Raw genomic sequence first — 25,259 nt, 5'->3', positions numbered from 1 at the left:
GGGCCCCCGTAGCTCAGGGGATAGAGCACGGCTCTCCTAAAGCCGGTGTCGCAGGTTCGAATCCTGCCGGGGGCGCCCAGGTCCGAGCAGGCCTCTCGTCGCCCGCCGCCCGCCCTCGCCGCACCCGTCACCGGCCGCCCGAGCGGGACACCGATCAGGAATCCCGCGCCCCGTCGTCGGTCCTGGCGTCCCCTGACGCCGCTGGAAGGATCGACGACCATGACCGACACCGGCCTGCCGGACACCGACGAGGCCGCGTTCATCGCGGCGGCCCGATCGGGCGACGCGGCGCGGTTCGCTCTCGTCACGGAGCCCCACCGCCGCGAGCTGCAGGTCCACTGCTACCGGATGCTCGCGAACGTCGAGGACGCCCGGGACCTGACGCAGGAGACGTTCCTGCGGGCGTGGCACAAGCGGGCCTCGTTCGAGGGCCGCGCCACGGTGCGGACCTGGCTCTACCGGATCGCGACGAACGCCTGCCTCGACTTCCTGGCGAAGCGCACCGACCGCACACCCGTGCCGTCCGGGGTGCCCGACCCCGAGGTCGAGGTGCCGTACCTGCAGCCGTACCCGGACCGGATGCTCCCCGAGGACCCGCAGGACGCGGTGGTGGCGCGGGAGACGATCGAGCTGGCGTTCGTCGTCGCCGTGCAGCACCTGCCGCCGCGGCAGCGGGCGGTGTTCGTGCTGCGCGACGTCCTCGGCTGGCCGGCGTCGACGGCCGCCGAGGCCCTCGGGGTGACCGTCGCCTCGGTGACCAACGCCCTGCAGCGGGCTCGGGTGACGGTGCGCGCGCAGCTCCCGGCCCGTCGCCTCGACTGGCGGACTCCCGCCACCCACGAGCTGTCGAGCGACGAGCGGGGCGTGCTGGCGGCCTACATCGACGCCCACGAGCGCCACGACCTCGACGGGCTGGCCGCCCTGATGCGCGCGGACCTGCGCTTCGCGATGCTGCCCGACCCGGGCACCGTGAGCAGGACGGCCCGGGAGGCGGTGGACGGCTGGGTCTCCGCGGGGCTCTTCGGGCCCGGCTACGACGACTGGCGCTGCACCGCCACGACGCTCAACCGCATGCCCGCCGCCGCGCTGTACCGCCGTGCTCCCGACGACCCGGAGTACCGGCTGTTCACCCTCGCGGTCCTGCACGTCGTCGACGGGGAGATCGCCGAGCTCACCGGGTTCGACGCGGCCGACAAGCCCTGGCTGGGCCTCCCCGCGACGCGGTGAGGCGATGACACGGTGACGCGGTGACGCCGGGCGTGCTCACCGCCTCGTCGCGTACCGGGTGAGCACCACACCGCCGGGGAACGTCCGCGTCTCCAGCAGGTCCAGGTCCACCCAGCCGTCCAGCGCGCCGAAGTGCGGCGCGCCGCCGCCGAGCAGGACCGGGTGGGTGACGACCTCGTACTCGTCGACCAGGCCGGCCCGCATCACCGCCGCGGCGAGCGTGCGGCCGCCGACGCGCATCGGTGCGCCGTCCCCGGCCTTGAGCCGGGTGACCTCCGCGATCGCGTCGCCGGTGACCAGGCGGGCCCCGTCCACCTCGTCGAGCGTCGAGGAGAACACCACCTTCGGCGTGTCCCGCCAGTTCCGCGCGAACGCGACCTGCGCCGGGGTGGCGCCCGGCTGCTGGTCGCCGGTCGACCAGACGGACATGGTCTCCCACAGCCGGCGCCCGTACAGGAACGTCCCGATCATCTGCTCCCGTTCGAGCCACCACCCGAACAGCTCGTCGCTCGGCGCGCTCCAGCCGAGGTCGTCGCCGGGCGCGGCGACGTAGCCGTCCAGGCTCGCGTTCATGCCGAAGATCAGTGTCCGCATCGTGCCGCCTCCTGTGTGTCGATCCCACACGGACAGACGGGTCCGGCGCGAGGAGCTGATCGGTGCGGCCGAGCTCAGGAGATGGCGCCGGGGTCCTGCGACGACTCCGGGAGGATCTCCCCGTCCTCGAGCACGTTGGCCCCGGGGACCTCCTGCAGGAAGATCGCGACGTCCTTCTTCGCGATCCCCGTGATCTCGCACCACGCGTCGGCGAGACCGTGCAGCAGGCGGCCGCGCACCTCCGCGGAGCGGCCGTCCCGGATGATCCCGACCATGCGCGGGCCCGTCACCGGCTCGCCGGCCACGAAGACGCTCCCCGCGGGGACCTCGACGAACGAGCAGTGCACGTACGCGCTCGGGGCGCCGGTGACCTCGGAGTGCACCTTGGTCATCGCCGCCGCCACCTCGGCCTTGTGCTCCAACGTCGGGTCTCCGCTGGGCACGGTGAACTGGTAGAAGGGCACGCCGACCTCCCGGTCTCGGTGTCGCACTCGCCGTGCACGTGACCGTAGCCAGCCCCGTGCACGCCGACAAGCTGCTCCGACTCGAAAAGAGTCCTACGCTGATCGTCGTGCGACACGACGACCTCGGCGACGTCTACTGCTCGGTCGCCCGCACCTGGTCGGTGATCGGCGAGCGCTGGACGATGATGATCCTGCGCGAGTGCTTCCGCGGGCACCGCCGCTACGAGCACTTCCGCACCAAGCTCGGCCTCGGGGCCAACGTGCTCAACGACCGGCTGCGGGTCCTCACCGAGGAGGGTGTCCTCGAGCGGGTCCCCTACCAGGACAGCCCCGTGCGCCACGAGTACCGCCTCACCACCAAGGGTGCCGACCTCTACCCCGTCCTCCTGGCCCTCATGGCGTGGGGCGACAGGTACGAGAACGACGTACCGCCCGTGCGCCTCGTGCACCGCGCGTGCGGGCACCTCGCCGAGCCGCGCACGACCTGTTCGCACTGCGGTGAACCCCTCTCCTGGCGGGCCGTGACCGCCGAGCTGGAGCCGACGGCCTGGTGAGTCGTGGCGATCTCGCCCGCGCCCGCGAAAGCGCTTTCGCCCTCATCCGCGTCGCGCATCTCCACCGGTATGAGGTGGTTCGCCGCGCGCGGGGCGGGCATCCTGTGACGTCATGACCACGACCCCGGACGACACCCACGCCGAGGGCGACCCCGACGCCGGTGACGCTCGGGCGCCGCTGCACCTCGAGGCCACGTACGACGACCCGGCGCTCACCGTCTTCCGGACCGCGGAGTGGATCCCGCCGGCCTACCGCCAGGCCTACCTCGACGGCGCCGCGAGCGTCCTCGGCCGCGAGGCGTTCTCCGACTCCTGAGCCCGAGGAACGACCGATCGCGTGCGCGATCGGGGCGCCGCGGTCCGCGGGCGGGGGCGTCCTCGTGCGGCCGGCCGTTTCGACGTGAGCCCCTCGGACACCCTCCTGCGCGGACCGTCGCCGGCGGCCGCCCGACGCGGGGAGGCAGCGCGTGACGCACGCCGAGGGCACCGAGGACACCAGCACCTGGACCGAGATCGAGGAGCCCGCCCCCGGCGAGGTCCGCCGGGTCGGGGCGTGGGCGGTGGGCACGAGCCGCGGCGAGCCGTTCGCGGTGGGGCGACGCTGCCGCCACCAGCTGCGCGACCTGTCCGACGGCCGGGTCGACGAGGACGGCTGCCTGGTCTGCCCGTGGCACGGCGCGCGCTACGACGTCCGCAACGGCGAGATGGTCGGTGGGCCGCGCGGCATCGCGTTCTACGTCGGGCCCACGCCGGGCTACACGCAGCTGGTGCGGGCCCTGGCCCGGTGGGTGCCGCTGAAGGTCGGCCGGGTGGTGCGGGCCGGGCGGCGCCTACGGGTGCGGTGACGACGCCGTCACCGCGCGGGCGAGCACCGCGTCGAGCATCGCCGGCGTGAGGCGCCGGCTGCGGGTGTTCTGCGGGCTCGGGTGGTAGGACGCGAGCAGCCGCAGGCCCGGGCGCGGTCCGGCGGTGACGACGTGCTCGGCGCCGTGGGCGAACCGCGGTCGCGGCCTTTCCCCTGCCCAGTCGCACGCCGCCTCCCACGCGAGACGGCCCAGGCACTGCACGACCGCCACGTCCGGCAGGGCCGCGAGCTCCGCGGTCAGCCAGCCCGCGCACGTGGCCCGCTCGGTGCGGGTCGGGCGGTGGTCGGGCGGCGGGCAGCGCACCGCCGACGCCATCCAGGCCCCGCCCAGGCGCAGCCCGTCGCCGGCGTGCTCCGAGGTCGGCCGGTTCGCGAGGCCGGCACGGTGCAGCGCGGCGACGAGCGTGTCGGCGGTGGGGTTGCCGGTGAACGCCTGGCCGGTGCGGTTGCCGCCGTGCGGCGCGGTCGCGAGGCCGAGCACGTGGACCCGCGCGGCCGGGTCACCGACGCCGGGGACGGGGCGCGCCCAGTACGGACCGGTACCGGCTGCGGCGGCCGCCTGCCGGGACGCGACGAGCCGCGGGCACGCCGTGCAGTCCGCGATCCGCGCGGCGAGGTCGGCGAGCTCGGCCGCTCGGTCGGCGGTCACGCCCCCACCGGGCGCGCCAGCCCGTTCACCGCGCCGTCGAACAGCGGCGGCAGCATCCGCGCGGCGGGGACCAGCGCCCGGCGGGCGGGGCGGGGACGGGTGCCGAGCAGCAGCGCCCCGGTCAGCCAGCGGTAGCGCCGCGTCAGCCGGGCCCACTCGCGGTCGTAGCGCTGCGGCGCGCCGTCGGTGATCGCGCGGACGGCGGCGCCGGCCTGCGCGAAGGCCAGGGCGAGGCCCTCCCCCGTCAGCGCGTCGACGTAGCCCGCGGCGTCGCCGACCAGCAGCACCCGCCCCGCGACGCGCCGGCGCACGCGCTGGCGCAGCGGTCCGGCCCCGCGGACGGCGCTCGCCGGCTCGGCTCCGTCGAGGAGCGCCTCCAGGCCGGGGAGGGCCGCGAGTCGGTCGGGGAACGTGCCGCGGCTCGAGGCCAGGACGGCGACACCGACGAGGTCGTCGGCCACCGGGGTCACGTACGCCTCGACGTCGGGCGCCCAGTGCACCTCGACGAAGGGTGACCAGGGCGCGGTGCGGAAGTGCCGGCGCACCCCGTAGCGGCGGTGGCGCGCGGGCGCCGGGTCGAGGCCCAGCCCCCGGCGCACGGGCGAGTGCAGCCCGTCGGCGGCGACGAGGTGCCGGGCGCGCACGCCGTCGACGACGACCGCCTCGTCGTCCTGGCGCAGGTCGCCGACGGCCCGCTGCTCGACGCGGGCACCGGCCGCGGTGACGGCCGCGATCAGCGCGCCGTGCAGCGTCGTGCGGCGGATGCCGCGGCCCGCGCCGGCGCGGAACGCGGCGTCGGCGCGCCGCTCGCCGGCGACGTAGCGGATGCCGTGGAACGCGTGGCCGGGCGGGTCGACGCCGAGCTCCAGCAGGTCGGCCAGCGCACCGGGCATGAGGCCCTCGCCGCAGGCCTTGTCGACCGCGCCCGGGCGTGGCTCCCACACCTCGACGTCCAGGCCCGCGCGGGCGGCGTGCAGGGCGGTGACCAGGCCCGCCGGTCCGCCGCCGGCGACGAGCAGGTCGACGCGGCGGGTCACGCGGGCACCGCCGCGCGCAGGGCCCGCCGCTCGACGCGCAGCCGCACCGTCAGCAGGGCCGCGTTCGCCACCGTGAACACCAGAGCCGTGACCCACGCCGTGTGCACCAGCGGGAGCGCGACGCCCTCGACGACGACCACCGCGTAGTTGGGGTGCGCGAGCCACCGGTACGGGCCCGTCCGGACCGGCGCCGTTCCGGGCACGACGATGACGCGCGTGTTCCACCGCGGCCCGAGCGCGGCGACGCACCACCACCGCACGCCCTGACAGGCGACGACCAGCGCGAGCATCGGCCACCCCAGCGCGGGCACGAACGGGCGCCCGGCGAGCCACACCTCGGCGAGGCAGCCGAGGAGCAGGCCGGTGTGCAGCACCACCATCGCCGGGAAGTGGGCCCGCCCGGTCTCGACGCCGCCCCGCGCGAACGCCCACGCCGCGTTCCGCCGGGACAGCGCCATCTCCCCGAGGCGCTGGGCCCCGACGGCGAGGACCAGCAGCGCGTAGAGCACCGCGCTCACGCCGGCACCCGCAGCAGCACCAGCTCGGAGCAGAACCCAGGGCCCATCGCGAGCATCAGCCCGGACGAGCCGGGACGCGGCGGGCGGGTCTCGAGCGTGTCGGCCAGGACGTGCAGCACCGAGGCCGAGGAGAGGTTGCCGATGCGGCGCAGCGAGTCCCACGTGACCGCCAGCGCCGCGCGGTCGACGCCCAGCGCGTCCTGGAGGGCCTCGAGCACCTTCGGACCGCCGGGGTGCGCCACGTAGAAGCCGATGTCCTCGCGGTCGAGCCCGTGGTCGGCGAGGAAGCGGCGGACGTCGTCGCCGAGGTACCGGCGCACGACGTCGGGGACCGCGCCGTCGAGCACGATCTTCAGCCCGCCCGCGCCGACGTCCCAGCCCATGGTGCGCTCGGAGTCGGGGTAGAGCCGGCTGCGCGTGGCCACCACCTCGGGCTGCACGCGCCGGTCGTCGACCAGCTCGGCGGCCCGCGCCGATCCCGCCGCCACGACCGCGGCCGCGCCGTCGCCGAACAGCCCGCTGGCGACGAGGTTCGGCGTCGAGACGTCGTCGCGCTGCAGCGTCAGCGAGCACAGCTCGACGCTGACCAGCACCGCGATCGCGTCCGGCCGGCCCGCGAGGAGGTCGTGCAGGCGGGCGACGCCGGCGGCCCCGGCCACGCAGCCGAGGCCCACGATCGGGACGCGCACGACGTCGTCCCGCATCCCGATCGCCGCGGCGATGCGCGCGTCGAGCGAGGGGACGGCGAGGCCGGTGACGGTCGCGGAGACGACGACGTCGACGTCGGACGGGGCGAGGTCGACGGCCTTGAGCGCGTCGACCACGGCGCGGGCGCCGAGCTCGACGCCGGCGGCGATGAACGCGTCGTTGGCCTCGCCGAAGTCGCGCAGCCGGCCGTAGCGCTCCAGCGGCAGCGCGGTGTGGCGGGTCTCGACGCCCGCGTTGCGGTGCAGCCGGTCGAGGACCGGCCGGTTCACCGCACCGCGCAGCATCGCCCCGGCGAACGCCTCGGTGATGTCCTCCTGCCGGTGGCGGTGGTCGGGCAGGGCGCCGCGGACGCTCAGGACGCGCATGGTCGCCTCTTCTCTCCGAGGGCGGGCACTAGTGAGCGGGCCAGGCCGCGGGCGACGGCCGGGGTGATCCGGCCGCGGGCGAGCCCGAGCTCCACGAGGTCGTCGAACACCCGCTGGTCGCCGGCCGCGGCGCGCAGCCCGGCGTCGAGGACCGGTCCGGTGCGGCTGAGGACCCCGGCCGCGGCGGTGTGGCGCAGGTGCGGGAAGAGGTGCGCGCGGGCCGTGCGGGCGTAGCGCCGCCCCGCCGTCGCCGGCCGACCGTCGACGAGCGCCCGCGCGGCGGCCCGACCGGCGGCGATGCCCGTCGCGACCGCGTAGTAGATGCCCTCGCCGGTCATCGGGTTCACGAGCCCCGCCGCGTCGCCCACGAGGAGCACCCGGCTGTCCGGCGGGCGCCAGCGCGGCCCCGAGAGCGGCAGGTGGTGGCCGCGCCAGTCGCCCGCGTCGCGGGTGCTGCCCGGTAGCAGGTCCTCGAGGTGGCCGATCAGCTCGGCCTTGCCCGGAGCCGGCCCGTCACCGAGCACCTCGCCGTACCCGACGTTGGCGAACCCGTCGCCGCGGTCGAACGACCACGCGTACGACGGCTGGCGCAGGGTGCCGAACGCGATGACCTGCGCGCCCTCGCGGCCCGCGGTGACCGGCGCGTAGCCGCGCAGGGCGAGCGCGGTCGGACCGGGCGCCCAACCGAGCCGGCGCCGCAGCACCGAGCGCGCCCCGTCCGCGCCGACGACCAGCGGCGCGCGGACCTCGTCGTCGAGCACCACCTCGGCGCCGATCGCGACGTCGCGGACACGGTGGCGGAGCAGCTCCGCACCCGCCGCCTGCGCCGCCTCGACGAGGCGGGCGTCGAGGACCCGGCGCGGCACGACGTAGGACGGGCGCGCCATCGTGCGCTCGGCACCCCGGCCGCCGCGGTCGAGGCGCAGGCGCGCGACGGGCACCCGGTCGTCGAGCAGGCCCGTGACGCCGACGTCGGCGAGCCGGTCGAGGACGTGCGGGGCGACGCCGTCGCCGCAGGCCTTGTCGCGGGGGAAGTCGGCGCGGTCGAGCAGCGCCACGCGCAGCCCGGGCTCGGCGTGCAGCGCGCCGAGGGCGGCGGCGGTCCCGGCGGGTCCGGCACCGACGACGGCCAGGTCGTAGCGATCCCGGGAGGCCCGCATCAGCCGGCGGCCACGAGCAGCACGACGTCGAGCAGCGCGATCGCCAGGGCGGCGCGGAAGGGCGTGCGGCCCCGGCCCGCGAGCGCGACCGCCGCCAGCGCGACGACGACGAGCAGGACCGGCCAGACCCAGGCCGCGGGCACACCGGCCGGTCCGAACGCGGCCAGCAGCGAGGCGGCGACGAGCAGCGCCGCGGCCAGCGGACGCGCGACGGGCTCCCCCACCCGGTGCGGCAGCCCGCGCACGCCGGTGCGCAGGTCGTCGGCCAGGTCGGGCAGCGCGTTGACCACGTGCGCGCCGACCCCGAGCGCGGCGCCGGCCGCGACCAGCCACCACGGCGGCCACGCGGGGACGTCCGCGGCGAGGCCGACGACGGCCGGCAGCGTCCCGAACGTCACGGCGTAGGGCAGCCAGGACAGCGCGGTGCGCTTGAGGCCGAGGTTGTAGGCCTGCCCCGACCCGATGCCGAGCACGAGGTGGACCAGCCCGCTGCGCCACCCGAGGGCCACCGACAGCACGACGCAGGCGAGCGCGGCGACGGCGAGCGCGGTCGCGACCGCGCGGGTGCTCGTCCGCCCCGTCGTCAGGGGCTTGTCCGCGCGGCCGACGGCGCGGTCGCGCGGGAGGTCGAGCAGGTCGTTGGCCCAGCCGAGCGTGAGGTGGCCGGTGAGCACGGCGCCGGTCACGACGACCGCGGTCCCGGCCGGGAGCCCGGCGTCGACGGCGAGCAGCGCCGCGACCGTCGCCACCGCGACCGCGGGGCCCGGGTGGGCGGCCGCGAGGAGCCCGCCCGCGGACGGCCGGGTGACGACGGGCGGGGTGCCGGCACCGGCCACGCGCATGCTGCCTCCCCCGACGGCCTCCCCGATCACGAACCCGGGAGGTGTCCCCGCCCCTCCGGCCTCCCACACGCCCGGGTGCGGCCGCGGGCCCGGGCGGGTAGCCAGCGGGATCGGTTGACCGTGCAGCCGCCGCGCGAGGGGCAGGAGGTCGACCGATGACACAGGTGGGCTGGGAGCAGGCGGTCACGGCCGTCCTGGAGCGGGCCGGGCGCGCGGTGATGGCGCTGCTCGACGACGTGGACGACGACCGCGACCCCCGGGAACGCGCGGACGGCGGGCCGGTGGTGCTGGTCGGCGGGATGGCGGCCACCGAGCCCGTCCTGCTGCCGCTGGCGCGTCGCCTCGAGCGGCACGGGCACGAGGTCGCCACCGTCACCAGCGCGGCCGGGCTGGGCTGCGCGGGCGCCGCCGTCGACGCCGTCAGCGCCCGCGTCGTCGAGGCCGCCGACGCCGTGGGCGGCCGGGTCGGGGTCGTCGGGCACAGCCGCGGCGGGCAGTTTCGCGCGGGTCGCGGCGGCCCGGCCGACGACGGCCGGGTGCGTCGCGTCGCTGGTGACGCTGGGCAGTCCGTTCGACCTCTACGGCCTGCGCTGGCCGCTGCTGCTGCAGGCCGCGGGCGTCGTCGCCGCCGGGACGGTCGGGGTCCGGGGCCTGGCGCGCCTGTCGTGCCTGACCGGGTCCTGCTGCGCGGAGTTCCGCGCCGGGCTGCGCGCCCCGACCGCGCCCGGCGTCCGGTTCACCAGCATCTACAGCCGCCACGACGCGGCGGTGCCCTGGCAGGCCAGCGCCGACCCGCACGCCGAGAACGTCGAGGTCGGCGTCGGGCACCTCGCGCTGCTGACCCACCCCGACGCCGTCCGGGCCGTCGCGGCCGCCCTCGAGCCGGCCGAGGAGCCCGTCGCAGCGGCCTGAGCGGCCCGGCGGACCGATGCAGCGGCCGTCCGGCGGTCGAGGATCCGACGCCTCTCCGTCACCATGTGGTGACGCTCGACACACGCCGGTCCTCGGGGGCCGGCGACCGCGGGCGTGCGCCGACGGCGTCCGTCGGGACGCCGGACGAGGAGGACACCGATGTCCGATGCCGTGTCGACCGACCGCAGCGATCTCGACGCTCTCGTGATCGGGGCCGGGTTCTCCGGCCTCTACATGCTCCACCGCCTGCGCGACTCCCTCGGGCTGTCGGCGCTGGTGCTCGAGGCCGCCGACGACGTGGGCGGCACCTGGTACTGGAACCGGTACCCGGGCGCGCGGTGCGACTCGGAGAGCTACTTCTACAGCTTCTCCGACCGGCTCTCCACCGACCTCCTCGAGGAGTGGACGTGGAGCGAGCGCTTCGCGACCCAGCCGGAGATCCTGCGCTACCTGCAGACGGTCGCCGAGCGATTCGACCTGCGCCGCGACATCCGCTTCGGCACGACCGTGACGAGTGCGTCGTGGGACGACGACGCCGGGCGCTGGACGGTCGGGACCGCGGGCGGCGAGCGCATCACGGCGCGCTTCCTCATCACCGCGGTCGGCTGCCTGTCGACGACGAACCTGCCCGACTTCCCGGGCCGCGACAGCTTCCAGGGCGCCTGGTACCACACCGGGCTCTGGCCCCACGAGGGCGTGGACTTCACCGGGCAGCGCGTCGCCGTCATCGGCACCGGGGCCACGGGCGTGCAGCTCATCCCGGAGGTCGCCCAGGAGGCCGCGCACGTCACCGTCTTCCAGCGCACGCCGAACTACGACATCGCCGGCGGCAACCACCCGGTCACCGAGGACTTCGACCGGAAGATCAAGGACGACTACCCGCGGATCTGGGCGCGGACCCGCGAGACGGCCTTCGGCTTCCCCTACGACGTCGCCGAGCGGACCGCCCTGTCCGTCCCCGACGACGAGCGCCAAGTGATCTTCGAGGAGGCGTGGGCGCAGGGCGGCTTCCGACTCGGCACGACGTTCAACGACCTGCTCCTCGACGAGGACGCCAACGAGACGGCCGCCGAGTTCCTCCGCAACAAGATCCGGGAGCGGGTGCACGACCCGGAGATCGCCGAGATGCTCGCGCCGAAGGACCACCCGTTCTTCACCAAGCGCCCGCCGCTGGAGAACGGCTACTACGAGACCTACAACCGCGAGAACGTGACCCTGGTCGACGTCCGGCGCTCGCCGATCGAGGCCATCACGCCGACGGGCGTGCGGACCGCGGACGGCGAGTACGAGGTCGACAGCATCGTCTACGCGACCGGATTCGACGCCATGACCGGCACGCTCTACAAGCTCGGCATCACCGGGCGCGGCGGGCTCTCGCTCGCCGACAAGTGGGCGCAGGGCCCGCGGACCTACCTCGGCATCGCCACCCACGACTTCCCGAACCTGTTCATCATCACCGGCCCGCAGAGCCCGTCGGTGCTGTCCAACATGCCGGTCTCGATCGAGCAGCACGTCGACTGGATCGCCGACTGCCTGCGCCACCTGCACGAGCAGGGCGTGGAGCGCATCGAGCCGACCGTCGAGGCCGAGGACGGCTGGGTCGCCCACCACGACGAGGTCACGGGGATGACGCTCCTGCCCCGCGCGGACTCGTGGTGGGTCGGGGCCAACATCCCCGGCAAGCACCGCAGCCTCTATCCCTACGTCGGCGGCGTCGGCGTCTACCGCGGCATCTGCGACGACGTCGCCGCGAAGGGCTACGAGGGCTTCGCGCTCAGTCGCGCCGAGGCGACCGCGCCCGCCTGACGCTCCCTGACGCCGACGGACGCTGGTGACCGCGTCGCCGCTCGGGGACGCTGGGCCGCGTGACCGCCGAGCTGGGTCCCTACCGGCTGGGCCGGTCGCTGGGCAGCGGCGGGATGGGCGAGGTGTTCCGGGCGTGGGACACCCGTCGCTCGCGCTGGGTCGCCCTCAAGCTCCTGCACCCCCGGTTCGGCGCCGACGAGGCCTACCGGCAGCGGTTCCGCCGCGAGGCCGAGGCGGCCGCCGAGCTGCGGGAGCCGCACGTCGTGCCCGTGCACGACTACGGCGAGATCGACGGCCAGCTCTACCTCGACATGCGGCTCATCGACGGCACCGACCTCGGCACCCTGCTCCGGTCCGGACCGATCGAGCCGCGCCGCGCGGTCGCGCTGATCACCCAGGTCGCGGCCGCGCTCGACGCCGCCCACGCCGCGGGGCTCGTGCACCGCGACGTCAAGCCGTCGAACGTCCTCGTGGGCCCGGACGACTTCGCCCACCTCGCGGACTTCGGCATCGCCCGCGCCGCGGGGTCGGTGAGCCTCGCCGCCGAGGACGGCGTGGTGATCGGCACGCTCGCCTACATGGCGCCCGAGCGGTTGCGCGCCGAGCCCGCGGACGCCCGGTCCGACGTGTACGCGCTGGCCTGCGTCCTCCACGAGTGCCTCACGGGGACGGCGCCGTTCGGTGACGGGGACGCGTCGGCGCTGGTCGGGGCGCACCTCTACCGCTCGCCCCCGGTCCTGCCCGACGACGTCCCCGCCGCGCTGGGCGAGGTGGTCGCGCGCGGCATGGCCAAGGACCCCGGGGCGCGGTACGCGCGGGCCGGCGCCCTGGCCGCGGACGCGGCGGCGGCCCTGCGCCGCCGGCCGACCGCTCCCCTGCCCCCGCCGGAGACGGCGCCGACCGACCGCGTCGTCGCGCCGCACCGCTGGTCCTCCCTGACGCCCTGGCCGTGGCCGCCGTGGTTCCGCCGCGCCCTGGTCGTCGCCCTCGTCGCCGTCGTGCTCGTCGCGGGTGTCGCCGCCGTGCGCCGCTACACCGGGACCGGCATCTCCATCGGCGTCGGCCCGGTCGCCGTCGCCTTCACCGCGAGCGGCACCGAGGCCGTCATCGCCAACGCGGGCAGCCGGACGGTCACGGTGCTCGACGTCCGCGGGCGCACGGTCATCACGGAGATCCGGCTCGGCGACGGCCGCACCGTCGGCGCCGTCGCCGACGCGGCCGGGGAGCGGCTGTTCGTGGCCACCACCCGTCGCGCGGGTGACGAGCTCGTCGTGGTCGACCTGCGACGCTCGGCCGTCACGGCCACCGTCCCGCTGCCCGAGCCGACGGTGGGGGCGCCGGTGGTCGACGCCCGCCGGACGACCGTGTTCGTCCCGGTCCGCAGCGGCGTCGCGGTCGTCGACCTGGCGACCGGGCGGGTGGTGGGCCGGCTCGACCGCCGGGCCACCGACCTCGCGGCGGGCACCGACGGCTCCCGGCTGCTGGCCGTCGACGACCGCCGATCCACCGCCGAGGTCGTCGACGTCCGGACCGGCGCCCCCGCGACGTCGATCCGCCTCGGCGCGCCCGCCCACCTCGCGGTCGCCGCACCCGACGGCGACGTGGTCTACCTCGGCAGCACCGACCCGCGACACGCCCTGACCGTCGTCGACCCCCGCCGCACCACCCCGGTCGACGAGGTGGCCCTGCCCGGTCCGGTGTCGGGGCTCGCGGTCGCCCGCGACGGCACCCGGGTGTTCGCGACGCTGGCCACCGACCCGCCGGTGCTCGCCGCCGTCGACGTCGCGACGCTCGCGGTCACCAGCGGATGGTTCGTCGAGGAGTACGCGGACGGCGTCGCCCTCGCCGTGTCGCCGGACGGCACCGAGGTCTGGATCGCCAACACCGACCTGGGGACGCTGACCGTCGACGACGTCTCCCGCCCGCCCTCGTAGCGGCGCGCTACCCGAGCAGCCCCCGCACCGCCGCCGCGTCCGGGCACGTCAGCGCCGTGCGGGCAAGCTCCCCCGCCGCGCCCAGGTCCACCTCCCGCACCGCCTGCTTGACGACGCCGACGGCGGCGGGGGCGACGGACAGCTCGCGCACGCCCAGCCCGAGCAGCAGCGGGACCGCCTGCTCGTCGGCGGCCACCTCCCCGCACACCGCGACCAGCACGTCGTCGCCCGCCCCGGCGACCGTCGCCGCGATCAGCGCGAGCACCCCGGGGTCGAGGGCGTCGGCGAGGGCGGCGAGGTCCTCGTTGCCGCGCTCGGCGGCCAGGGCGTACTGGGTGAGGTCGTTCGTGCCGATCGAGAGGAAGTCGACCGACGGCGCGAACGAGGCCGCCTTGAGGGCCGCCGCCGGCACCTCGACCATGATCCCGACGCGCAGGTCCGGGCGGCCCCGGCCGACGGCCTCGACCGCGCCGTCGAGCGCCCGGCGGGCGGCGTCGAGCTCGTCGACCGTGCTGACCATCGGGAACATGACGTCGACCGGGTGGTCGTGGGCGACCCGCACGACGGCCTCGAGCTGGTCGGCGAGCAGCTCCGGGCGGGCGAGCGCGAGCCGCAGCCCGCGGACCCCGAGGAACGGGTTCGCCTCGGCCGGCATCGGCAGGTAGTCCAGCGGCTTGTCACCGCCGACGTCCAGGGTGCGCAGGGTGATGCGCTGCCCTCCCATCGCCTCGGCGATCGCGCGGTACGCCGCCTCCTGCTCGTCGACGTCGGGCGCGTCGTGCCGGTCGAGGAAGGAGAACTCCGTGCGCACGAGGCCCGCGAGGTCGGCCCCGACCGCCGCCGCGGCGTCGTCGACGGAGCCGACGTTGGCGCCGACGAGCACGGTGGTGCCGTCCCGGGTGACCGCCGGTTCGTGCGCTCGCCGCAGCGCGTCGTCGCGGCGTCGGGTGTGCGCGGCGGCGCGGGCGCGGAAGTCGGCGAGGACGGTCTCGTCGGGGTCGACGGCCAGCTCGCCGGTGGTGCCGTCGACGGCGAGCACCCCGGCCTCCCGCGCGCGGGCCGCCAGCTCGGCGCCCACCCCGACCACCGCGGGCACGCCCCGGGCGCGCAGCAGGATCGCCGCGTGCGCGGTGGGGCTGCTGCCGGCGAGGACCACCGCCGGCGTGCGTCCCGGCTCGATGGCCGCCGCGTCGGCGGGCGTGAGGTCGTCGGCGACGAGGACGCCGTCGGACGCCGCGGCCTGCTCGGCGTGACCACCCAGGGCGGCCAGCACCTGGTCGCGCACGTCGCGCACGTCGCGCGCCCGCCCGCGCAGGTACTCGTCGGTGGCCGCGGCGAGCGCCGCCTCGACGGCGTCCATGGCGTCCGCCCACGCCACCGCGGCGTCCGCCCCGCCCTCGATGCGGGTCTCGGCGTCGGCGAGCACGTCGGGGTCGTCGAGCAGCAGCAGCTGGGCGTCGAAGATCGTCGCCTCGGCCTCGCCGATCTCGCGGGCCGCCCGGTCGCGGACGGCGCGCAGGTGCTCGCGGCCGCGCGCCCGGGCCTCGTCGAGGCGGGCGCGCTGCTCGGCCGGGGTGCCGGCCACGGGCGCGGGGAGCGTGATCCCGGCGGGCGCCGCGACGCTCACCGCGCCGATCCCCACCCCGGGCGAGGCGGGGATCGGGCGCCCCGTCCCCCGGGCGGCCGGCGCCGGCGCGGGTGCCGCGGGCGCCGTCTCCCCGAAGGAGTCCTCGGCGAGCTCCTGCAGCCGGTGCACCGCCCGGCCGGCGTCGGGACCCGACGCGCGGACGGCGACCTCGTGGCCCTGGAGCGCGCCGAGGGTCGCCACCTTCGACATGCTCGCCGCCGACACCTCGGGGCCCTCGAGGGTGACGTTGCGCAGGCGCACGTCGGCGTCGAGAGCCCGCACCGCCGCGACCAGCGCCGCCGCCGGGCGCGCGTGCAGCCCGTGCGGCATCCGGACGGTGAAGGTGCCGGTCTCCTCGCCCGCGCCGGCCGGCGCCGGCGCGGGGACGGCCGCGGCGGGGGCTGTCCCGTCCAGGCCGCCCAGGTGGCCCGACTTCGCCGCCAGCGCGTCCCCCGCCTCCGCCGCGACCTCGCCCGCCGACGCCCCGCCGGCGGCGCTGACCACGGCGACGACCAGGCCCTCGACCAGCGGCGCCGGGCACAGCACCACCCGCTCGCGGACCTCGTCGTCGACCAGCTCCAGCGCGAGCTCCGCGGAGAGCACGGCGCTGCCCATGTCCATGAGCACGACGACGCCGTCGCCCTGGTCGGCGCTCGCGAGCGCCTCGGAGATGGCGACGGCGTCGGTGCCGAAGCCCCCGTCGTCGGCGCCGGCGGCGACCTCGACCGGCACGCCGCCGCCGGCGTCCATCTCCCCGGCCAGGGCCACCGCCGCCTCCGCGAGGGCCCGGCTGTGGGAGATCACGACGATCCCGACCGTCACGCGGCCTCCTGGTCGGCGACGGCCGAGGCCGCCGCGGCGACGAGCAGCGCCGCGGAGGTGGCGCCCGGGTCCTGGTGGCCGATGCTGCGCTCGCCGAGGTAGCTCGCCCGCCCCTTGCGCGCGAGCATCGGCGTCGTCTCGTCGCGGCCCCGCTCGGCGGCGTCCGCGGCCGCCCGCAACGCCGCCGCGAGGGACTCCCCCGCGGCGAGGGCGGCGTCGAGCGCGTCGAGGGCCGGGGCGAGGGCGTCGACCATCGTCTTGTCCCCGGGCTCGGCCTTCCCGCGCGCGACGACCCCGTCGAGCCCGGCCCGCAGCGCCTTGGCGAACACGTCGGGCTCCAGCGCCGCGGCGCCGCCGGTGGCGGGGGCCATGCGCAGGAACAGGGTGCCGTAGAGCGGGCCGCTGGCTCCGCCGACCGACTTCACCAGCGTCATCCCGGTCTGCTTGAACAGCGCCGCCGGGTCCGCGGGCGGCGTCGCGTCCAGGAAGGCGACCACCGCGGCCATGCCCCGGTCCATGTTGGCGCCGTGGTCGGCGTCGCCGATCGCGGCGTCGAGGCCGGTCAGGGCGTCCTTCTCCGCGGCCACCGACGCGGCGAACGCGCGCAGCCAGCGCTGCAGGGCGTCGGTGTCGACCCCCGCCATCACATGCCCCAGCGCAGGCCGGCGGTGGCGACCGGGGCGTCCCAGAGCCGGAGCATGTCGTCGTCGAGACGGGTGATCGACACCAGGCAGCCCGCCATGTCGAGGCTGGTGACGTAGGGCCCCACCAGCGAGCGGACCGGGACGATCCCGGCCTTGTCGAGGAGCGCGGCGACCTCGTTGTACATCAGGTACAGCTCGAGCTGCGGGGTGGCGCCCATGCCGTTGACGAACACGAACACGCCCTCGCCGCCGGTGAAGTCGCGGTCGGCCAGGATCGGGTCGACGAGCATCTGGGCGATCTCGTGCGCGGACGTGAGCGGGACGCGCCGGCGGCCCGGCTCGCCGTGGATGCCGATCCCGATCTCGATCTCGTCCTCGGGGAGGTCGAAGGTCGGGGTGCCCTTCGCCGGGACGGTGCAGGACGTCAGCGCCATGCCCATGCTGCGGGAGCTGTCGTTGACGCGGCGGGCCAGGTCGGCCAGCTCGGACAGGCTGCGGCCCTGGTCCGCGGCGGCGCCGACGATCTTCTCGACGGCGATCGCGGCGCCGGTGCCGCGGCGGCCGGCGGTGAACAGGCTGTCCTCGACGGCGACGTCGTCGTTCATGACGACCGCCTGGACCTCGGTGTCGGTCTCCGCGGCGGCGAGCTCGGCGGCCATGTCGAAGTTCATGACGTCGCCGGTGTAGTTCCAGACGAGGTGCAGGACGCCCGCGCCGCCGTCGATGTTCTTGGTGGCCTCGGCCATCTGGTCGGGCACGGGGGAGGTGAAGACCTCGCCGGCGCAGACCGCGTCGAGCATGCCCGGGCCGATGAACCCGGCGTGCGCGGGCTCGTGGCCGCTGCCCCCGCCGGAGAGCAGCCCGACCTTGCCCGACACGGGAGCGTCGGCGCGGTAGAGGATCCGGTTCTCGTGGTCGATGCGCAGCTCCGGGTGCGCACGCTCCACCCCGCGCAGCGATTCCGCGACGAGGTCGGCCGGGTCGTTGAGCAGCTTCTTCACGGTTCCACTCCTGGGACTCTCTAGCCCGACGCGGGGCTCACGGACGAGCGCGGCGAGACGTGATTCCACTCCGTCGGGGTGGGGCGAGACCAGAGGTATCCGCACTCGGTACCCCGCGCGCCGGCGCGATCACTACCGGTCACGGGCGGCGCGGTCCGGCACGCCACCGAGATCGACCGCGAACAGGCCGACGCCGAAGGCGATGGTGTCGACCATCCGGTCGAACGCGACGCGGTCGATGTTGGTCAGGGTGTCGCACGCCCGGTGGTAGCAGCGGTCGTAGGGCACGCCGGGCTCGCCGCCCCACAGTGCCGCCTGCTCCGGGGTCTTGAGCGGCGCGTCGCCGGTGTTCACGCCACCGGCGGGGATGCCGGCGTCGACGAACGGGCCGTAGTCGGAGTCGTCGGCGAGGTCGACGTCCCCGGCCGGGACGCCGATCGCCGCGAGCCGCGCCTTGAGACGGCGTTCGATGACGGCGGAGCCCGGCGGCGCGGGATCGTCCGCCGTGCGGTCGGCGTCGTCGCCGTCGTAGGTGAGGTAGGCGGCGTTGGGCGAGCCGATCATGTCGGTGTTGAGCATCAGGGCGATGTCGCGGCGCTGCTCCTCGGTGAGGCCGTCGACGTAGGCCTGGGCGCCGAGCAGCCCGTCCTCCTCGGCCCCGAACCACACGAACCGCACGGCGTTCTGCACCGGCGGTGCGCTGCCGAGGGCCAGCGCGACGTCGAGGTGCGCCGCCGACCCGCTGGCGTTGTCGTTGATGCCGGGGCCCTCGGGGACGCTGTCGAGGTGGGCGCCGACGAGCACCACCTCGTCGGTGCGTCCGGTGGTGGTCTGCGCGACGACGTTGCGCGTGGTGATCGGCGGGCCCTCGTCGGACTCGACGGTCACGACCGGCGTCTCCACGCGGAACCCGGCGTCGCGCAGGACCCCGGCGACGTACTCCACGCTCGCGTCGTAGCCCGGCGAGCCCGCGGCGCGCTGCCCGCCGTTCCGGTCGGCGACCCCCTGCAGCGCCCGGAGGTGGACGAACGCGGCGTCGCCGCTGGTCGTCGCGGCGAGCTGCTCGGCGAGGCGGGTGTCGGACGGCGGGTCGGACGGGGGGTCGGACGGGGCCGGCGCGGACCGGTCGGGACCGCCCGAGCACCCCGCCGCCAGCAGCGCGGCGCCCGCCAGCACCACCCCGAGACGCCGTCGCCAGCCGATCACGCTCATCCCCCCTCGTGAGGAGATCAGCGCCGATCCGCGGACGTGTCAAGGGGATCGAGCCACCAGGCCACGACGTCGCTCTTCGTGGCGCCCCGCGGACCGGGCGGGGCGGGGCGGTCGTCGGCGTCCATCGCGCGGCGCAGCCCGGCGGCGAGGTCCGCGACGTCGCCGGGGGTGGTGAGCACGACGCGGGGGTGGTCGCGCAGGTCGTCGGCGAGGCCGGTCTCGGTGGTCGTGACGACGCGGCAGCCGTGGGTGAGGCCCTCGACCAGGGGCAGCCCGATCTGCTCGCGCCACCCCGGCCGCCGCACCGACGGCATCGCGACGACGGCGGCGGTGCGCAGCAGGGCGTGGACGGTCGCGCGCGGCGGGTCGGCGACGATCGACACCCCGGCGGGCACGGCCCGGTCGGTCGCCCCGCTCGGATCGGCGACCACCAGCCGCCAGCCCCGCTCGGACGCGCCGGCCCGCTCCCAGGCCGCGGTCAGCACCGCGAAGCCCTTGCGCTCGCTGGGTGTGCCGAGGAAGAGCACCGTCGGCTCGCGGGTGACGTCCTCGACCCGGGGGCCGCAGACACTGCACGCACTCAGTCGCGGGGTGAGCACGGTCTGGCGGGTCCGGCGCAGCGCCCACCCGAACGCGCGCCGGTAGTTCTCGGCGGCGCCACTCGTCCCGAACACCACGGCGTCGAGCCCCAGCAGCAGCGAGACACCCATGGCGACGACGGCCAGGCGCGTCACCACGGCCCCGAGGACGGGCCGGTGCGCCAGCGCGCGAGGGGCCAGGCGCGCGCGGGCGTCGAGGTTCTCGATGGCGTAGGTCGCGACCGTGATCCGCGGCCGGAGCAGCTTCGCGAGCGCGATCCAGCGCAGCGCCCGCACCCACTCCCCCGTCCACAGCGGCTCGGCGACCTCGAGCACGGCGAGCTCCGGGTCGCGCAGCGCCGCGACCAGCCGGCACGGGGTGAAGGGCGACACCCGCGGGTCGGCGAGCAGGGCGGGGTCGGCGTCGGCGCGGCGCGACGTGAACAGCAGGGCCTGGGTCGCGGGCATCTCCTCGACGACCGAGCTCCGCAGGTCCGGCACGATCCGCAGCGTCTGCACCGGGGCTGGTTCCCGTTGTCCGGCGCGGTCATCCCCGGCGGGGGCTCTCAGTTCAGGCGCTCGCAGCTCCCGTCGGCGCCGCCGACCACGAGCACGGAGCCGTCGGTCAGGGCCACCGCCGCGTGGCCGGTGCGGGGCCGCGTCATGGCGTCGGTCGCGTTCCAGGCGTCGGTGGCGACGTCGTAGGTGTAGCCGTCCGCCCGCACCCCGTCCGCGGTCTCCCCGCCGATGACGAGCACCGTCTCCTCGCCGAGCGCGACCACGGCGTGGCCGTCGCGGGCGTCGGGCAGCGGCGCCCGCAGCATCCACCGCCCGGTCGCGGCGGAGAAGTGCTCGACGACGTCGGTGCGGCCGTCGACCTGGTCGCCGCCGGCCACGAGGAGGGCGTCGGTGCCGAGGGCGACGAGGTAGGGGCCGGAGCGGTCGACGGTGAGGTGGGGCACGGCGAGGCGCCCGGTCGGGGTCCACGCCCCGGTCACCGGGTCCTGGCTCTCCGAGGTCCGCGCGACGTACTCGACCGGCGCCCCGCCGGCGCCCACGGCGAGCCCGACGCCGGCGCACGCGAGGAGCGTGCCGTCCGCCAGGGTGGTCACGAAGGCGTGGGACCGGCTGTAGCCGGGCGTCGGCCGCGGCCTGACCTGGCCGTCGGCCAGGCCGACCTCGACGAGACGCGCGGCCCCGAACGGGTCCGGCTGTCCCCGGGTGCCGCACAGCACGTCGAGGTGGTCCGACGCCCGCCGCACGCCGTCCGCGGCGGCCAGCGAGGGCTCGACGACGTGCGCGCTCCACCCGTTCGTCGCCGCGTCCCACGTCTCGAGCAGGACGTCGACCCCGCCCGGGTCGCCGCCCACCACCGCGGCGCCCCGGTCGGTGGCGACGAGCTGCGGCGCGACGTGGACGCCGGTCAGCGCGCCGGCGGCGCTCCACGTACCGGCCGCGGGGTCGTACACCTCGGCGTCGAGCACGCCCGCCCCGCCGGGGGCGGTGCCGCCCGCGACGAGGACCCGCCCGTCGTCGAGCCGCGTCGCGGCGAACGACGAGCGCGGGGTCAGCAGGGCGCCCGTCGGGACGAATCCGGGCACGCGGGGTCCTCTCCGACGACGGTCACCGCTGATCACCGGTGATCGGTGCAGCTTCCGGCACCACGGTGCCCGCCGCCACCACCGGCGGTGCGAACGTGCCCGTGGGACGCTCCGCGACCGTCGTCGTCGTGCTGAGCCTGCAGCCCGACGACACGTCCTACGACGAGGCCGCCCGCCGCCTCGACGACGCCACGCGGACCGCGCTGGGCTACAGGCCGTAGGTCTCGAGCAGGCGCAGCCAGACCTCGCTCATCGTCGGGAACGACGGGACGACGTGCCAGAGCCGCTCGAGCGGCACCTCGCCGACGATCGCGATCGTCGCCGCGTGGACCATGTCCGCGACGTCCTGCCCCACGAAGGTGGCGCCGACGATCACGCCCCGGTCGGTGTCGACGACGATCGTCGCGAACCCGTCGTACCCGTCGGCGTGCAGCGACCCGCCCGCGACGCTGCCGATCTCGTAGGACACCGCGCGCACCGGCAGCCCCGCGTCGCGGGCCCCCGCCTCGGTGTACCCGACGGCCGCGACCTGCGGGTCGGTGAAGATCACCTGCGGGACGGCGGTGTGCTCCGCGGTGGCGGCGTGGTGGGAGTACCGCCCGCCCAGCTCCTGGCCCCGCGAGCGCGCGACGACCACGTCGCCGCAGATGCGCGCCTGGTACTTGCCCATGTGCGTCAGCTTCGCGCCGGTGCTGGCGTCGCCGACCGCGTAGAGCCAGTCGCCCAGCACCGTGGTGCTCTCGTCGGCGTCGAGCGGCTTGCCCGGCTCCAGCCCGACGGTGTCGACGCCGAGGTCGGACGTGGCGGGCCGGCGGCCGGCGGCCACGAGCAGCTCCGACCCGCGGATCTCGGACCCGTCGTCCAGCGTCGCCACGACCTCGTCGCCGTCGCGCCGGACCGCCGTCATCGACGTCGCGAGCCGGACGTCGACGCCGTCGGCCTCGAGCGCGGCCTGCAGCCGGCGCCCGGCCTCGGGCTCGGTGCCCGGGATGAGCCGCTCGCCGTGCTGGACGAGCGTGACCTGGGCGCCGAGCCGCCGGAACGCCGTCGCCATCTCGACCCCGACCACGCCCCCGCCGAGGATCAGCAGCGACGCCGGGACCTCCTTGACCTGCGTCGCCTCCTGGTTGGTCCAGGCGTCGACCGTGTCCAGCCCGTCGATCGGCGGCTGCGCCGGCGTCGAGCCGGTGGCGACGACGACGTAGCGGGCCGCGACCGAGGTGGTCGTACCGTCGTGGTGGGTCACCTCGACCGCGCGCTCGCCGGCCAGGCGGCCGTGCCCGCGCAGCAGGGTGATCCCGGCGCCGGAGAGCCAGTCCGCCTGCCCGGAGTCGTCCTCGGCGGCGAACGCGTCCCGCCGCGCGAGCACCGCCGCGACGTCCACGCCGCCCGACACGGCCTCGGCGACGCCCGGCATGCGCTGCGTCGCCGCGTACAGGTCCACCGGCCGTAGCAGCGCCTTCGACGGGATGCACGCGTAGTACGAGCACTCGCCCCCGACCAGGCGTGCCTCGACGACGGCGGCCGAAAGGCCCTGCTGGTGCGCGCGGTCGGCGACGTTCTCGCCGACCGGACCGGCGCCGATCACCACGACGTCGACCTCGAGGTCGCTCATCCGTCCGACTCCTCCTCGCGGGCTGGGCGCGTCGGGGGCATCCTCCGGGCCCCGCGCCCGTGGGCGCCACCCGTGCCGACGGCGTCACCCGCCCGGTCCGGACGTCACTGCGCCATCCGGCCCTACGCGGATCTGTGACCCACGTCAACCCGTTGCACCAACGGATGATCCCGATCACCATCACCCACGGCGCGATCTCTGGTGACATCGGCGTACTCGAGGAGCTGACGCATGGCCGCGATACCCATCATCGAGTTCGTCCTGGGCATCGCGGTGCTCGTCTACAGCGCCGAGAAACTGATCGGCTACCTGGTCGGCGTCGCCAGCCGGTGGGCGGTCTCGCTGTTCCTCATCGCCGTGGTCTTCACCGGCATCGAGTTCGACGACCTCGCGTTCGGGATCGCGCTGAACGTCGAGGACCTCAGCGAGGTCGCGCTCGGCACGGTCATCGGGACGACGATCGCGATGACCGGGATCGTGCTCGCGCTGATGGCGATCGTGGCGCCCTGCCCGGTCGACGTGCCGAAGAGCTACCTCGCGCTGTTCGTCGCCGCGCCCGTCGTCATGTACGCGCTGGCGCTGACCGGCGCGCTGTCGGTGGGCATCGGCGTCGTCCTGCTGCTGCTCTTCGTCGCGTTCGTCGGCTGGATCGCCTACCGCGAGTACTCCGCGCGCCGCCCGGTGTTCCGCAACGCCGAGCTCTACGAGCAGCTCGAGAAGGCCGGCGTCGGCGCGGGCGGGGGCGGCACCGCCACGCTCACCCGCGAGGGCCCGGGCGACGGCGGCACCGGCAGCGGTACCGGCAGCGGCCCGCGGGGCGGTGACGGCCCCGAGGGCCGCGACGACAACGGGGGCGGCTTCCACCTCCCGCCCGACCTGCACGTCGACCAGGGCTTCCTCAAGGCCCGGCAGACCTCGCCGGCGGGCACGATCGTGCTCGCGGTGATCGCCCTCATCGGCCTCGTCGTCGGCGCGCTCATCGCCGGCCAGGGCACCGAGGGCATCCTCGAGAACTTCGAGATCGAGGGCACCGTCTTCGGCGTCACCATCGCCACGCTGGCCCTGACGCTCGAGGACATCCTGCTGTCCGTCGAGCCCTCGCGGCGTGGCGCGCCGGAGATCGGCATCGCCAACGTCATCGGCAGCGTCGTGTTCTCGGTGACCGGCAAGCTCGGGATCGTCCTGCTCATCGGCGGCGCGATCCTCGTCGACGACGACACGCTCGCGTGGCACATGCCGGTCCTGCTCGTGTTCACCGTGCTGTCGGCGGTCTTCCTCGCCACCGGGCGCCTGCGGCGCTGGCACGGCGTCGTCCTGCTCGCCCTCTACGTCACCTACTTCGTCCTGAGCCTCGTGCTCTTCGGCGAGGTCCCGGTCGACGACTGAACCGGCCCGTCGAGACCAGGAGGACAGGGATGACGAAGGATCGGGTCGGCGCCGGCCTCGCGGTGCTCGCAGCGATCATCGGCCTGGTGCTGGTGTTCCAGTTCCCGCAGATGGAGGCCCCGGGCGGGGACGACGACGACGCCCCCGCGACCGGGCAGGTCGTCGAGGCGCCGGCGCCCGTCCCCGGACAGCAGCCCGCGCCGGGTGGGCAGGTCCAGCAGCCGGCGCCGGCGGAGCAGCCCGCCGACGCCGACGGGGACGACGATGACGATGACGGCTGACCCCCGGTCTACCTGAGGCGCTCCCGCAGCGTCGCCACCCCGGGGCCGTCGAGGTCGTCGAGGTGCGCTGCGCGACCGGCCATGACCATGAGGAGCGCGAGGGTCGGGCCGGTGACCTCGGGTCCCTCGCCGGCCTCGAACGGGCCGTCGGTGGCGCGCAGGTGCAGGCCGGTGGAGACCGTCTTTCCGCTGACCGTGAAGTCGCGGGACGCGAAGAAGTCCGCGACCGGCGTCGTCGTCGCCACCGGCGGGATGCGCACGAGCCCGAGGGGCCGGCGGACGTCCTCGCCGTGCACGACGACCTCGCCGAGCCACGCCGCCTTCGGGCCCCAGGTCGACGTCGTGCTGTCGATGATCGCCCGGAACCGCGCGAGGGTCTCGGCCGGCGTCGCGCCGCGCTGCTCGGCCAGGCGCCGGTCGTTGTGGAGGTCGAAGTCGAAGCGCGCGCCGAGCACGCTGCGCAGCCACCGCCAGGGTCCGACGCTGGCCGCGGCGGTGAGGTGGGCAACGGTGTCCTCGACCGACCAGCGGTCGCACAGCGACGGCGTCGCCCAGTCCGCGGCGGTGAGGCCGGCGAGGTCGTCGGCGAGCGCGGCCCGCTCGGTGCGGGTGGCGGCGAGCAGGGTCGCGGTGTCGGCCGGGTCGGTCGCGGTCATGGGGGTCCCTTCCGCGTAGGTGCGTCGAGAGGTGGACGGGCGGGAGGGCCGGGACTCATCGCGCGAGGCGGTGGGTTCCTGAGGGGGTCTCAGCGTTCCGGCCTCGACTGTCGGGGGTCGGGGCTACCGTCGAACACATGAGCGAATCGGTGGGTGCGGCCGAGCGGGAGGCGCTCGCGCGGGCCCGCGCGGACGTGATCG

The 25,259-nt window shown here is 76.1% G+C and carries 26 protein-coding genes and 1 tRNA gene; 11 read left to right on the top strand and 16 right to left on the bottom strand.

Annotation, left to right across the window (positions count from 1 at the left end):
• The first annotated feature begins 2 nt into the window (after positions 1–2).
• Both PH190_RS27515 and PH190_RS27510 read left to right on the top strand, forming a co-directional pair.
• Positions 3–75 (top strand) — tRNA-Arg (locus PH190_RS27515).
• Between the two features lie 144 nt (positions 76–219).
• Positions 220–1,227, top strand: a complete 1,008-nt coding sequence (locus PH190_RS27510; RefSeq protein ID WP_274234729.1) for an RNA polymerase subunit sigma-70 — start codon at positions 220–222, stop codon at positions 1,225–1,227.
• A gap of 36 nt (positions 1,228–1,263) precedes the next feature.
• Here PH190_RS27510 and PH190_RS27505 read toward each other — a convergent pair whose 3' ends face one another.
• Positions 1,264–1,821, bottom strand: coding sequence for a dihydrofolate reductase family protein (locus PH190_RS27505; RefSeq protein ID WP_274234728.1), 558 nt, complete (start codon positions 1,819–1,821; stop codon positions 1,264–1,266).
• Between the two features lie 74 nt (positions 1,822–1,895).
• Positions 1,896–2,285, bottom strand: coding sequence for a tautomerase family protein (locus PH190_RS27500; RefSeq protein WP_274234727.1), 390 nt, complete (start codon positions 2,283–2,285; stop codon positions 1,896–1,898).
• 107 nt (positions 2,286–2,392) lie between these two features.
• Between PH190_RS27500 and PH190_RS27495 the strand changes: the two genes are divergently transcribed.
• The 3 genes from PH190_RS27495 (at position 2,393) to PH190_RS27485 (ending at position 3,684) form a co-directional block, all read left to right on the top strand.
• Positions 2,393–2,839, top strand: a complete 447-nt coding sequence (locus tag PH190_RS27495; protein WP_274234726.1) for a winged helix-turn-helix transcriptional regulator — start codon at positions 2,393–2,395, stop codon at positions 2,837–2,839.
• 112 nt (positions 2,840–2,951) lie between these two features.
• Positions 2,952–3,155, top strand: a complete 204-nt coding sequence (locus tag PH190_RS27490) for a hypothetical protein (protein WP_274234725.1) — start codon at positions 2,952–2,954, stop codon at positions 3,153–3,155.
• A gap of 151 nt (positions 3,156–3,306) precedes the next feature.
• Positions 3,307–3,684, top strand: coding sequence for a Rieske (2Fe-2S) protein (locus PH190_RS27485; RefSeq protein WP_274234724.1), 378 nt, complete (start codon positions 3,307–3,309; stop codon positions 3,682–3,684).
• Here the strand turns inward: PH190_RS27485 and PH190_RS27480 are convergent.
• The 6 genes from PH190_RS27480 to PH190_RS27455 are packed head-to-tail and all read right to left on the bottom strand — an operon-like array spanning position 3,670 to position 8,983.
• Entirely contained in the window at positions 3,670–4,353 is a 684-nt protein-coding gene (locus PH190_RS27480; RefSeq protein ID WP_274234723.1) for a uracil-DNA glycosylase family protein, read from the bottom strand. The genes PH190_RS27485 and PH190_RS27480 overlap by 15 nt on opposite strands.
• Complete coding sequence (locus tag PH190_RS27475; RefSeq protein ID WP_274234722.1) at positions 4,350–5,390, bottom strand: NAD(P)/FAD-dependent oxidoreductase; 1,041 nt, start codon at positions 5,388–5,390, stop codon at positions 4,350–4,352. Before PH190_RS27475 ends, PH190_RS27480 begins: the two co-directional genes overlap by 4 nt.
• A complete protein-coding gene (locus PH190_RS27470) occupies positions 5,387–5,908 on the bottom strand; it encodes an isoprenylcysteine carboxyl methyltransferase family protein (protein WP_274234721.1) in 522 nt (173 codons plus the stop codon). The genes PH190_RS27475 and PH190_RS27470 overlap by 4 nt, the downstream gene beginning before the upstream one ends.
• Positions 5,905–6,981, bottom strand: coding sequence for a type III polyketide synthase (locus PH190_RS27465; protein ID WP_274234720.1), 1,077 nt, complete (start codon positions 6,979–6,981; stop codon positions 5,905–5,907). The genes PH190_RS27470 and PH190_RS27465 overlap by 4 nt, the downstream gene beginning before the upstream one ends.
• Positions 6,969–8,141, bottom strand: coding sequence for an NAD(P)/FAD-dependent oxidoreductase (locus tag PH190_RS27460; protein WP_274234719.1), 1,173 nt, complete (start codon positions 8,139–8,141; stop codon positions 6,969–6,971). The genes PH190_RS27465 and PH190_RS27460 overlap by 13 nt, the downstream gene beginning before the upstream one ends.
• Positions 8,141–8,983 carry a UbiA family prenyltransferase gene (locus tag PH190_RS27455; RefSeq protein ID WP_274234718.1) on the bottom strand — a complete coding sequence of 281 codons (843 nt, stop codon included), beginning with the start codon at positions 8,981–8,983 and terminating at the stop codon, positions 8,141–8,143. The genes PH190_RS27460 and PH190_RS27455 overlap by 1 nt, the downstream gene beginning before the upstream one ends.
• A gap of 552 nt (positions 8,984–9,535) precedes the next feature.
• Here PH190_RS27455 and PH190_RS27450 point away from each other — a divergent pair.
• From PH190_RS27450 to PH190_RS27440, 3 genes are all read left to right on the top strand, one after another.
• On the top strand, positions 9,536–9,895 hold the full coding sequence (locus PH190_RS27450) for a hypothetical protein (protein ID WP_274234717.1): 360 nt from the start codon (positions 9,536–9,538) through the stop codon (positions 9,893–9,895).
• Between the two features lie 159 nt (positions 9,896–10,054).
• Positions 10,055–11,701 carry a flavin-containing monooxygenase gene (locus PH190_RS27445; RefSeq protein ID WP_274234716.1) on the top strand — a complete coding sequence of 549 codons (1,647 nt, stop codon included), beginning with the start codon at positions 10,055–10,057 and terminating at the stop codon, positions 11,699–11,701.
• 59 nt (positions 11,702–11,760) lie between these two features.
• Positions 11,761–13,635 (top strand): serine/threonine-protein kinase, encoded by a 1,875-nt coding sequence (locus PH190_RS27440; RefSeq protein ID WP_274234715.1) that lies wholly within the window; start codon positions 11,761–11,763, stop codon positions 13,633–13,635.
• A 7-nt stretch (positions 13,636–13,642) separates the two neighbouring features.
• On the opposite strand, the gene ptsP is transcribed toward PH190_RS27440, so the two are convergent.
• From ptsP to PH190_RS27410, 6 genes are all read right to left on the bottom strand, one after another.
• Entirely contained in the window at positions 13,643–16,084 is a 2,442-nt protein-coding gene (gene ptsP / locus PH190_RS27435) for a phosphoenolpyruvate--protein phosphotransferase (protein WP_274234714.1), read from the bottom strand.
• Positions 16,081–16,728 (bottom strand): dihydroxyacetone kinase subunit DhaL, encoded by a 648-nt coding sequence (gene dhaL, locus PH190_RS27430; RefSeq protein WP_274234713.1) that lies wholly within the window; start codon positions 16,726–16,728, stop codon positions 16,081–16,083. The genes ptsP and dhaL overlap by 4 nt, the downstream gene beginning before the upstream one ends.
• A complete protein-coding gene (gene dhaK / locus PH190_RS27425) occupies positions 16,728–17,729 on the bottom strand; it encodes a dihydroxyacetone kinase subunit DhaK (protein ID WP_274234712.1) in 1,002 nt (333 codons plus the stop codon). The genes dhaL and dhaK overlap by 1 nt, the downstream gene beginning before the upstream one ends.
• A 132-nt stretch (positions 17,730–17,861) precedes the next feature.
• Positions 17,862–18,941: a M28 family metallopeptidase gene (locus PH190_RS27420; protein WP_274234711.1), complete on the bottom strand. Its 1,080-nt coding sequence runs from the start codon at positions 18,939–18,941 to the stop codon at positions 17,862–17,864.
• A 17-nt stretch (positions 18,942–18,958) separates the two neighbouring features.
• A complete protein-coding gene (locus PH190_RS27415) occupies positions 18,959–20,020 on the bottom strand; it encodes a glycosyltransferase (RefSeq protein ID WP_274234710.1) in 1,062 nt (353 codons plus the stop codon).
• A gap of 65 nt (positions 20,021–20,085) precedes the next feature.
• On the bottom strand, positions 20,086–21,120 hold the full coding sequence (locus tag PH190_RS27410) for a Kelch repeat-containing protein (RefSeq protein WP_274234709.1): 1,035 nt from the start codon (positions 21,118–21,120) through the stop codon (positions 20,086–20,088).
• 38 nt (positions 21,121–21,158) lie between these two features.
• On the opposite strand from PH190_RS27410, the gene PH190_RS27405 reads away from it, so the two are divergent.
• Positions 21,159–21,341, top strand: coding sequence for a hypothetical protein (locus PH190_RS27405; protein ID WP_274234708.1), 183 nt, complete (start codon positions 21,159–21,161; stop codon positions 21,339–21,341).
• Here PH190_RS27405 and PH190_RS27400 read toward each other — a convergent pair.
• Positions 21,329–22,735, bottom strand: a complete 1,407-nt coding sequence (locus PH190_RS27400; RefSeq protein WP_274234707.1) for a dihydrolipoyl dehydrogenase family protein — start codon at positions 22,733–22,735, stop codon at positions 21,329–21,331. The two genes, PH190_RS27405 and PH190_RS27400, sit on opposite strands and share 13 nt — an antisense overlap.
• A 231-nt stretch (positions 22,736–22,966) precedes the next feature.
• On the opposite strand from PH190_RS27400, the gene PH190_RS27395 reads away from it, so the two are divergent.
• Together PH190_RS27395 and PH190_RS27390 are read left to right on the top strand one after the other, a co-directional pair.
• A complete protein-coding gene (locus PH190_RS27395) occupies positions 22,967–24,121 on the top strand; it encodes a sodium:calcium antiporter (protein ID WP_274234706.1) in 1,155 nt (384 codons plus the stop codon).
• 29 nt (positions 24,122–24,150) lie between these two features.
• Positions 24,151–24,402, top strand: coding sequence for a hypothetical protein (locus tag PH190_RS27390; RefSeq protein ID WP_274234705.1), 252 nt, complete (start codon positions 24,151–24,153; stop codon positions 24,400–24,402).
• 8 nt (positions 24,403–24,410) lie between these two features.
• Here the strand turns inward: PH190_RS27390 and PH190_RS27385 are convergent, their stop codons facing one another.
• Complete coding sequence (locus PH190_RS27385; protein WP_274234704.1) at positions 24,411–25,058, bottom strand: maleylpyruvate isomerase family mycothiol-dependent enzyme; 648 nt, start codon at positions 25,056–25,058, stop codon at positions 24,411–24,413.
• Positions 25,059–25,259 lie beyond the last annotated feature (201 nt).

It is taken from the genome of Actinomycetospora straminea (assembly GCF_028737255.1).
Taxonomy (GTDB): domain Bacteria; phylum Actinomycetota; class Actinomycetes; order Mycobacteriales; family Pseudonocardiaceae; genus Actinomycetospora; species Actinomycetospora straminea.
Note: the sequence above shows the minus strand (reverse complement) of the source record. Positions and strands in the feature narration are given on the sequence as shown.

What these genes read in the sequence shown, in the direction of transcription:
- PH190_RS27465 (WP_274234720.1), bottom strand. Translation starts at nt 6,981, where the DNA reads ATGCGCGTCCTGAGCGTCCGCGGCGCCCTGCCCGACCACCGCCACCGG.
- PH190_RS27420 (WP_274234711.1), bottom strand. Translation starts at nt 18,941, where the DNA reads ATGAGCGTGATCGGCTGGCGACGGCGTCTCGGGGTGGTGCTGGCGGGC.
- PH190_RS27390 (WP_274234705.1), top strand. Translation starts at nt 24,151, where the DNA reads ATGACGAAGGATCGGGTCGGCGCCGGCCTCGCGGTGCTCGCAGCGATC.
- PH190_RS27400 (WP_274234707.1), bottom strand. Translation starts at nt 22,735, where the DNA reads ATGAGCGACCTCGAGGTCGACGTCGTGGTGATCGGCGCCGGTCCGGTC.
- dhaL (WP_274234713.1), bottom strand. Translation starts at nt 16,728, where the DNA reads ATGGCGGGGGTCGACACCGACGCCCTGCAGCGCTGGCTGCGCGCGTTC.
- PH190_RS27460 (WP_274234719.1), bottom strand. Translation starts at nt 8,141, where the DNA reads ATGCGGGCCTCCCGGGATCGCTACGACCTGGCCGTCGTCGGTGCCGGA.
- PH190_RS27490 (WP_274234725.1), top strand. Translation starts at nt 2,952, where the DNA reads ATGACCACGACCCCGGACGACACCCACGCCGAGGGCGACCCCGACGCC.
- PH190_RS27445 (WP_274234716.1), top strand. Translation starts at nt 10,055, where the DNA reads ATGTCCGATGCCGTGTCGACCGACCGCAGCGATCTCGACGCTCTCGTG.
- PH190_RS27510 (WP_274234729.1), top strand. Translation starts at nt 220, where the DNA reads ATGACCGACACCGGCCTGCCGGACACCGACGAGGCCGCGTTCATCGCG.
- PH190_RS27385 (WP_274234704.1), bottom strand. Translation starts at nt 25,058, where the DNA reads ATGACCGCGACCGACCCGGCCGACACCGCGACCCTGCTCGCCGCCACC.
- PH190_RS27395 (WP_274234706.1), top strand. Translation starts at nt 22,967, where the DNA reads ATGGCCGCGATACCCATCATCGAGTTCGTCCTGGGCATCGCGGTGCTC.
- PH190_RS27455 (WP_274234718.1), bottom strand. Translation starts at nt 8,983, where the DNA reads ATGCGCGTGGCCGGTGCCGGCACCCCGCCCGTCGTCACCCGGCCGTCC.
- PH190_RS27505 (WP_274234728.1), bottom strand. Translation starts at nt 1,821, where the DNA reads ATGCGGACACTGATCTTCGGCATGAACGCGAGCCTGGACGGCTACGTC.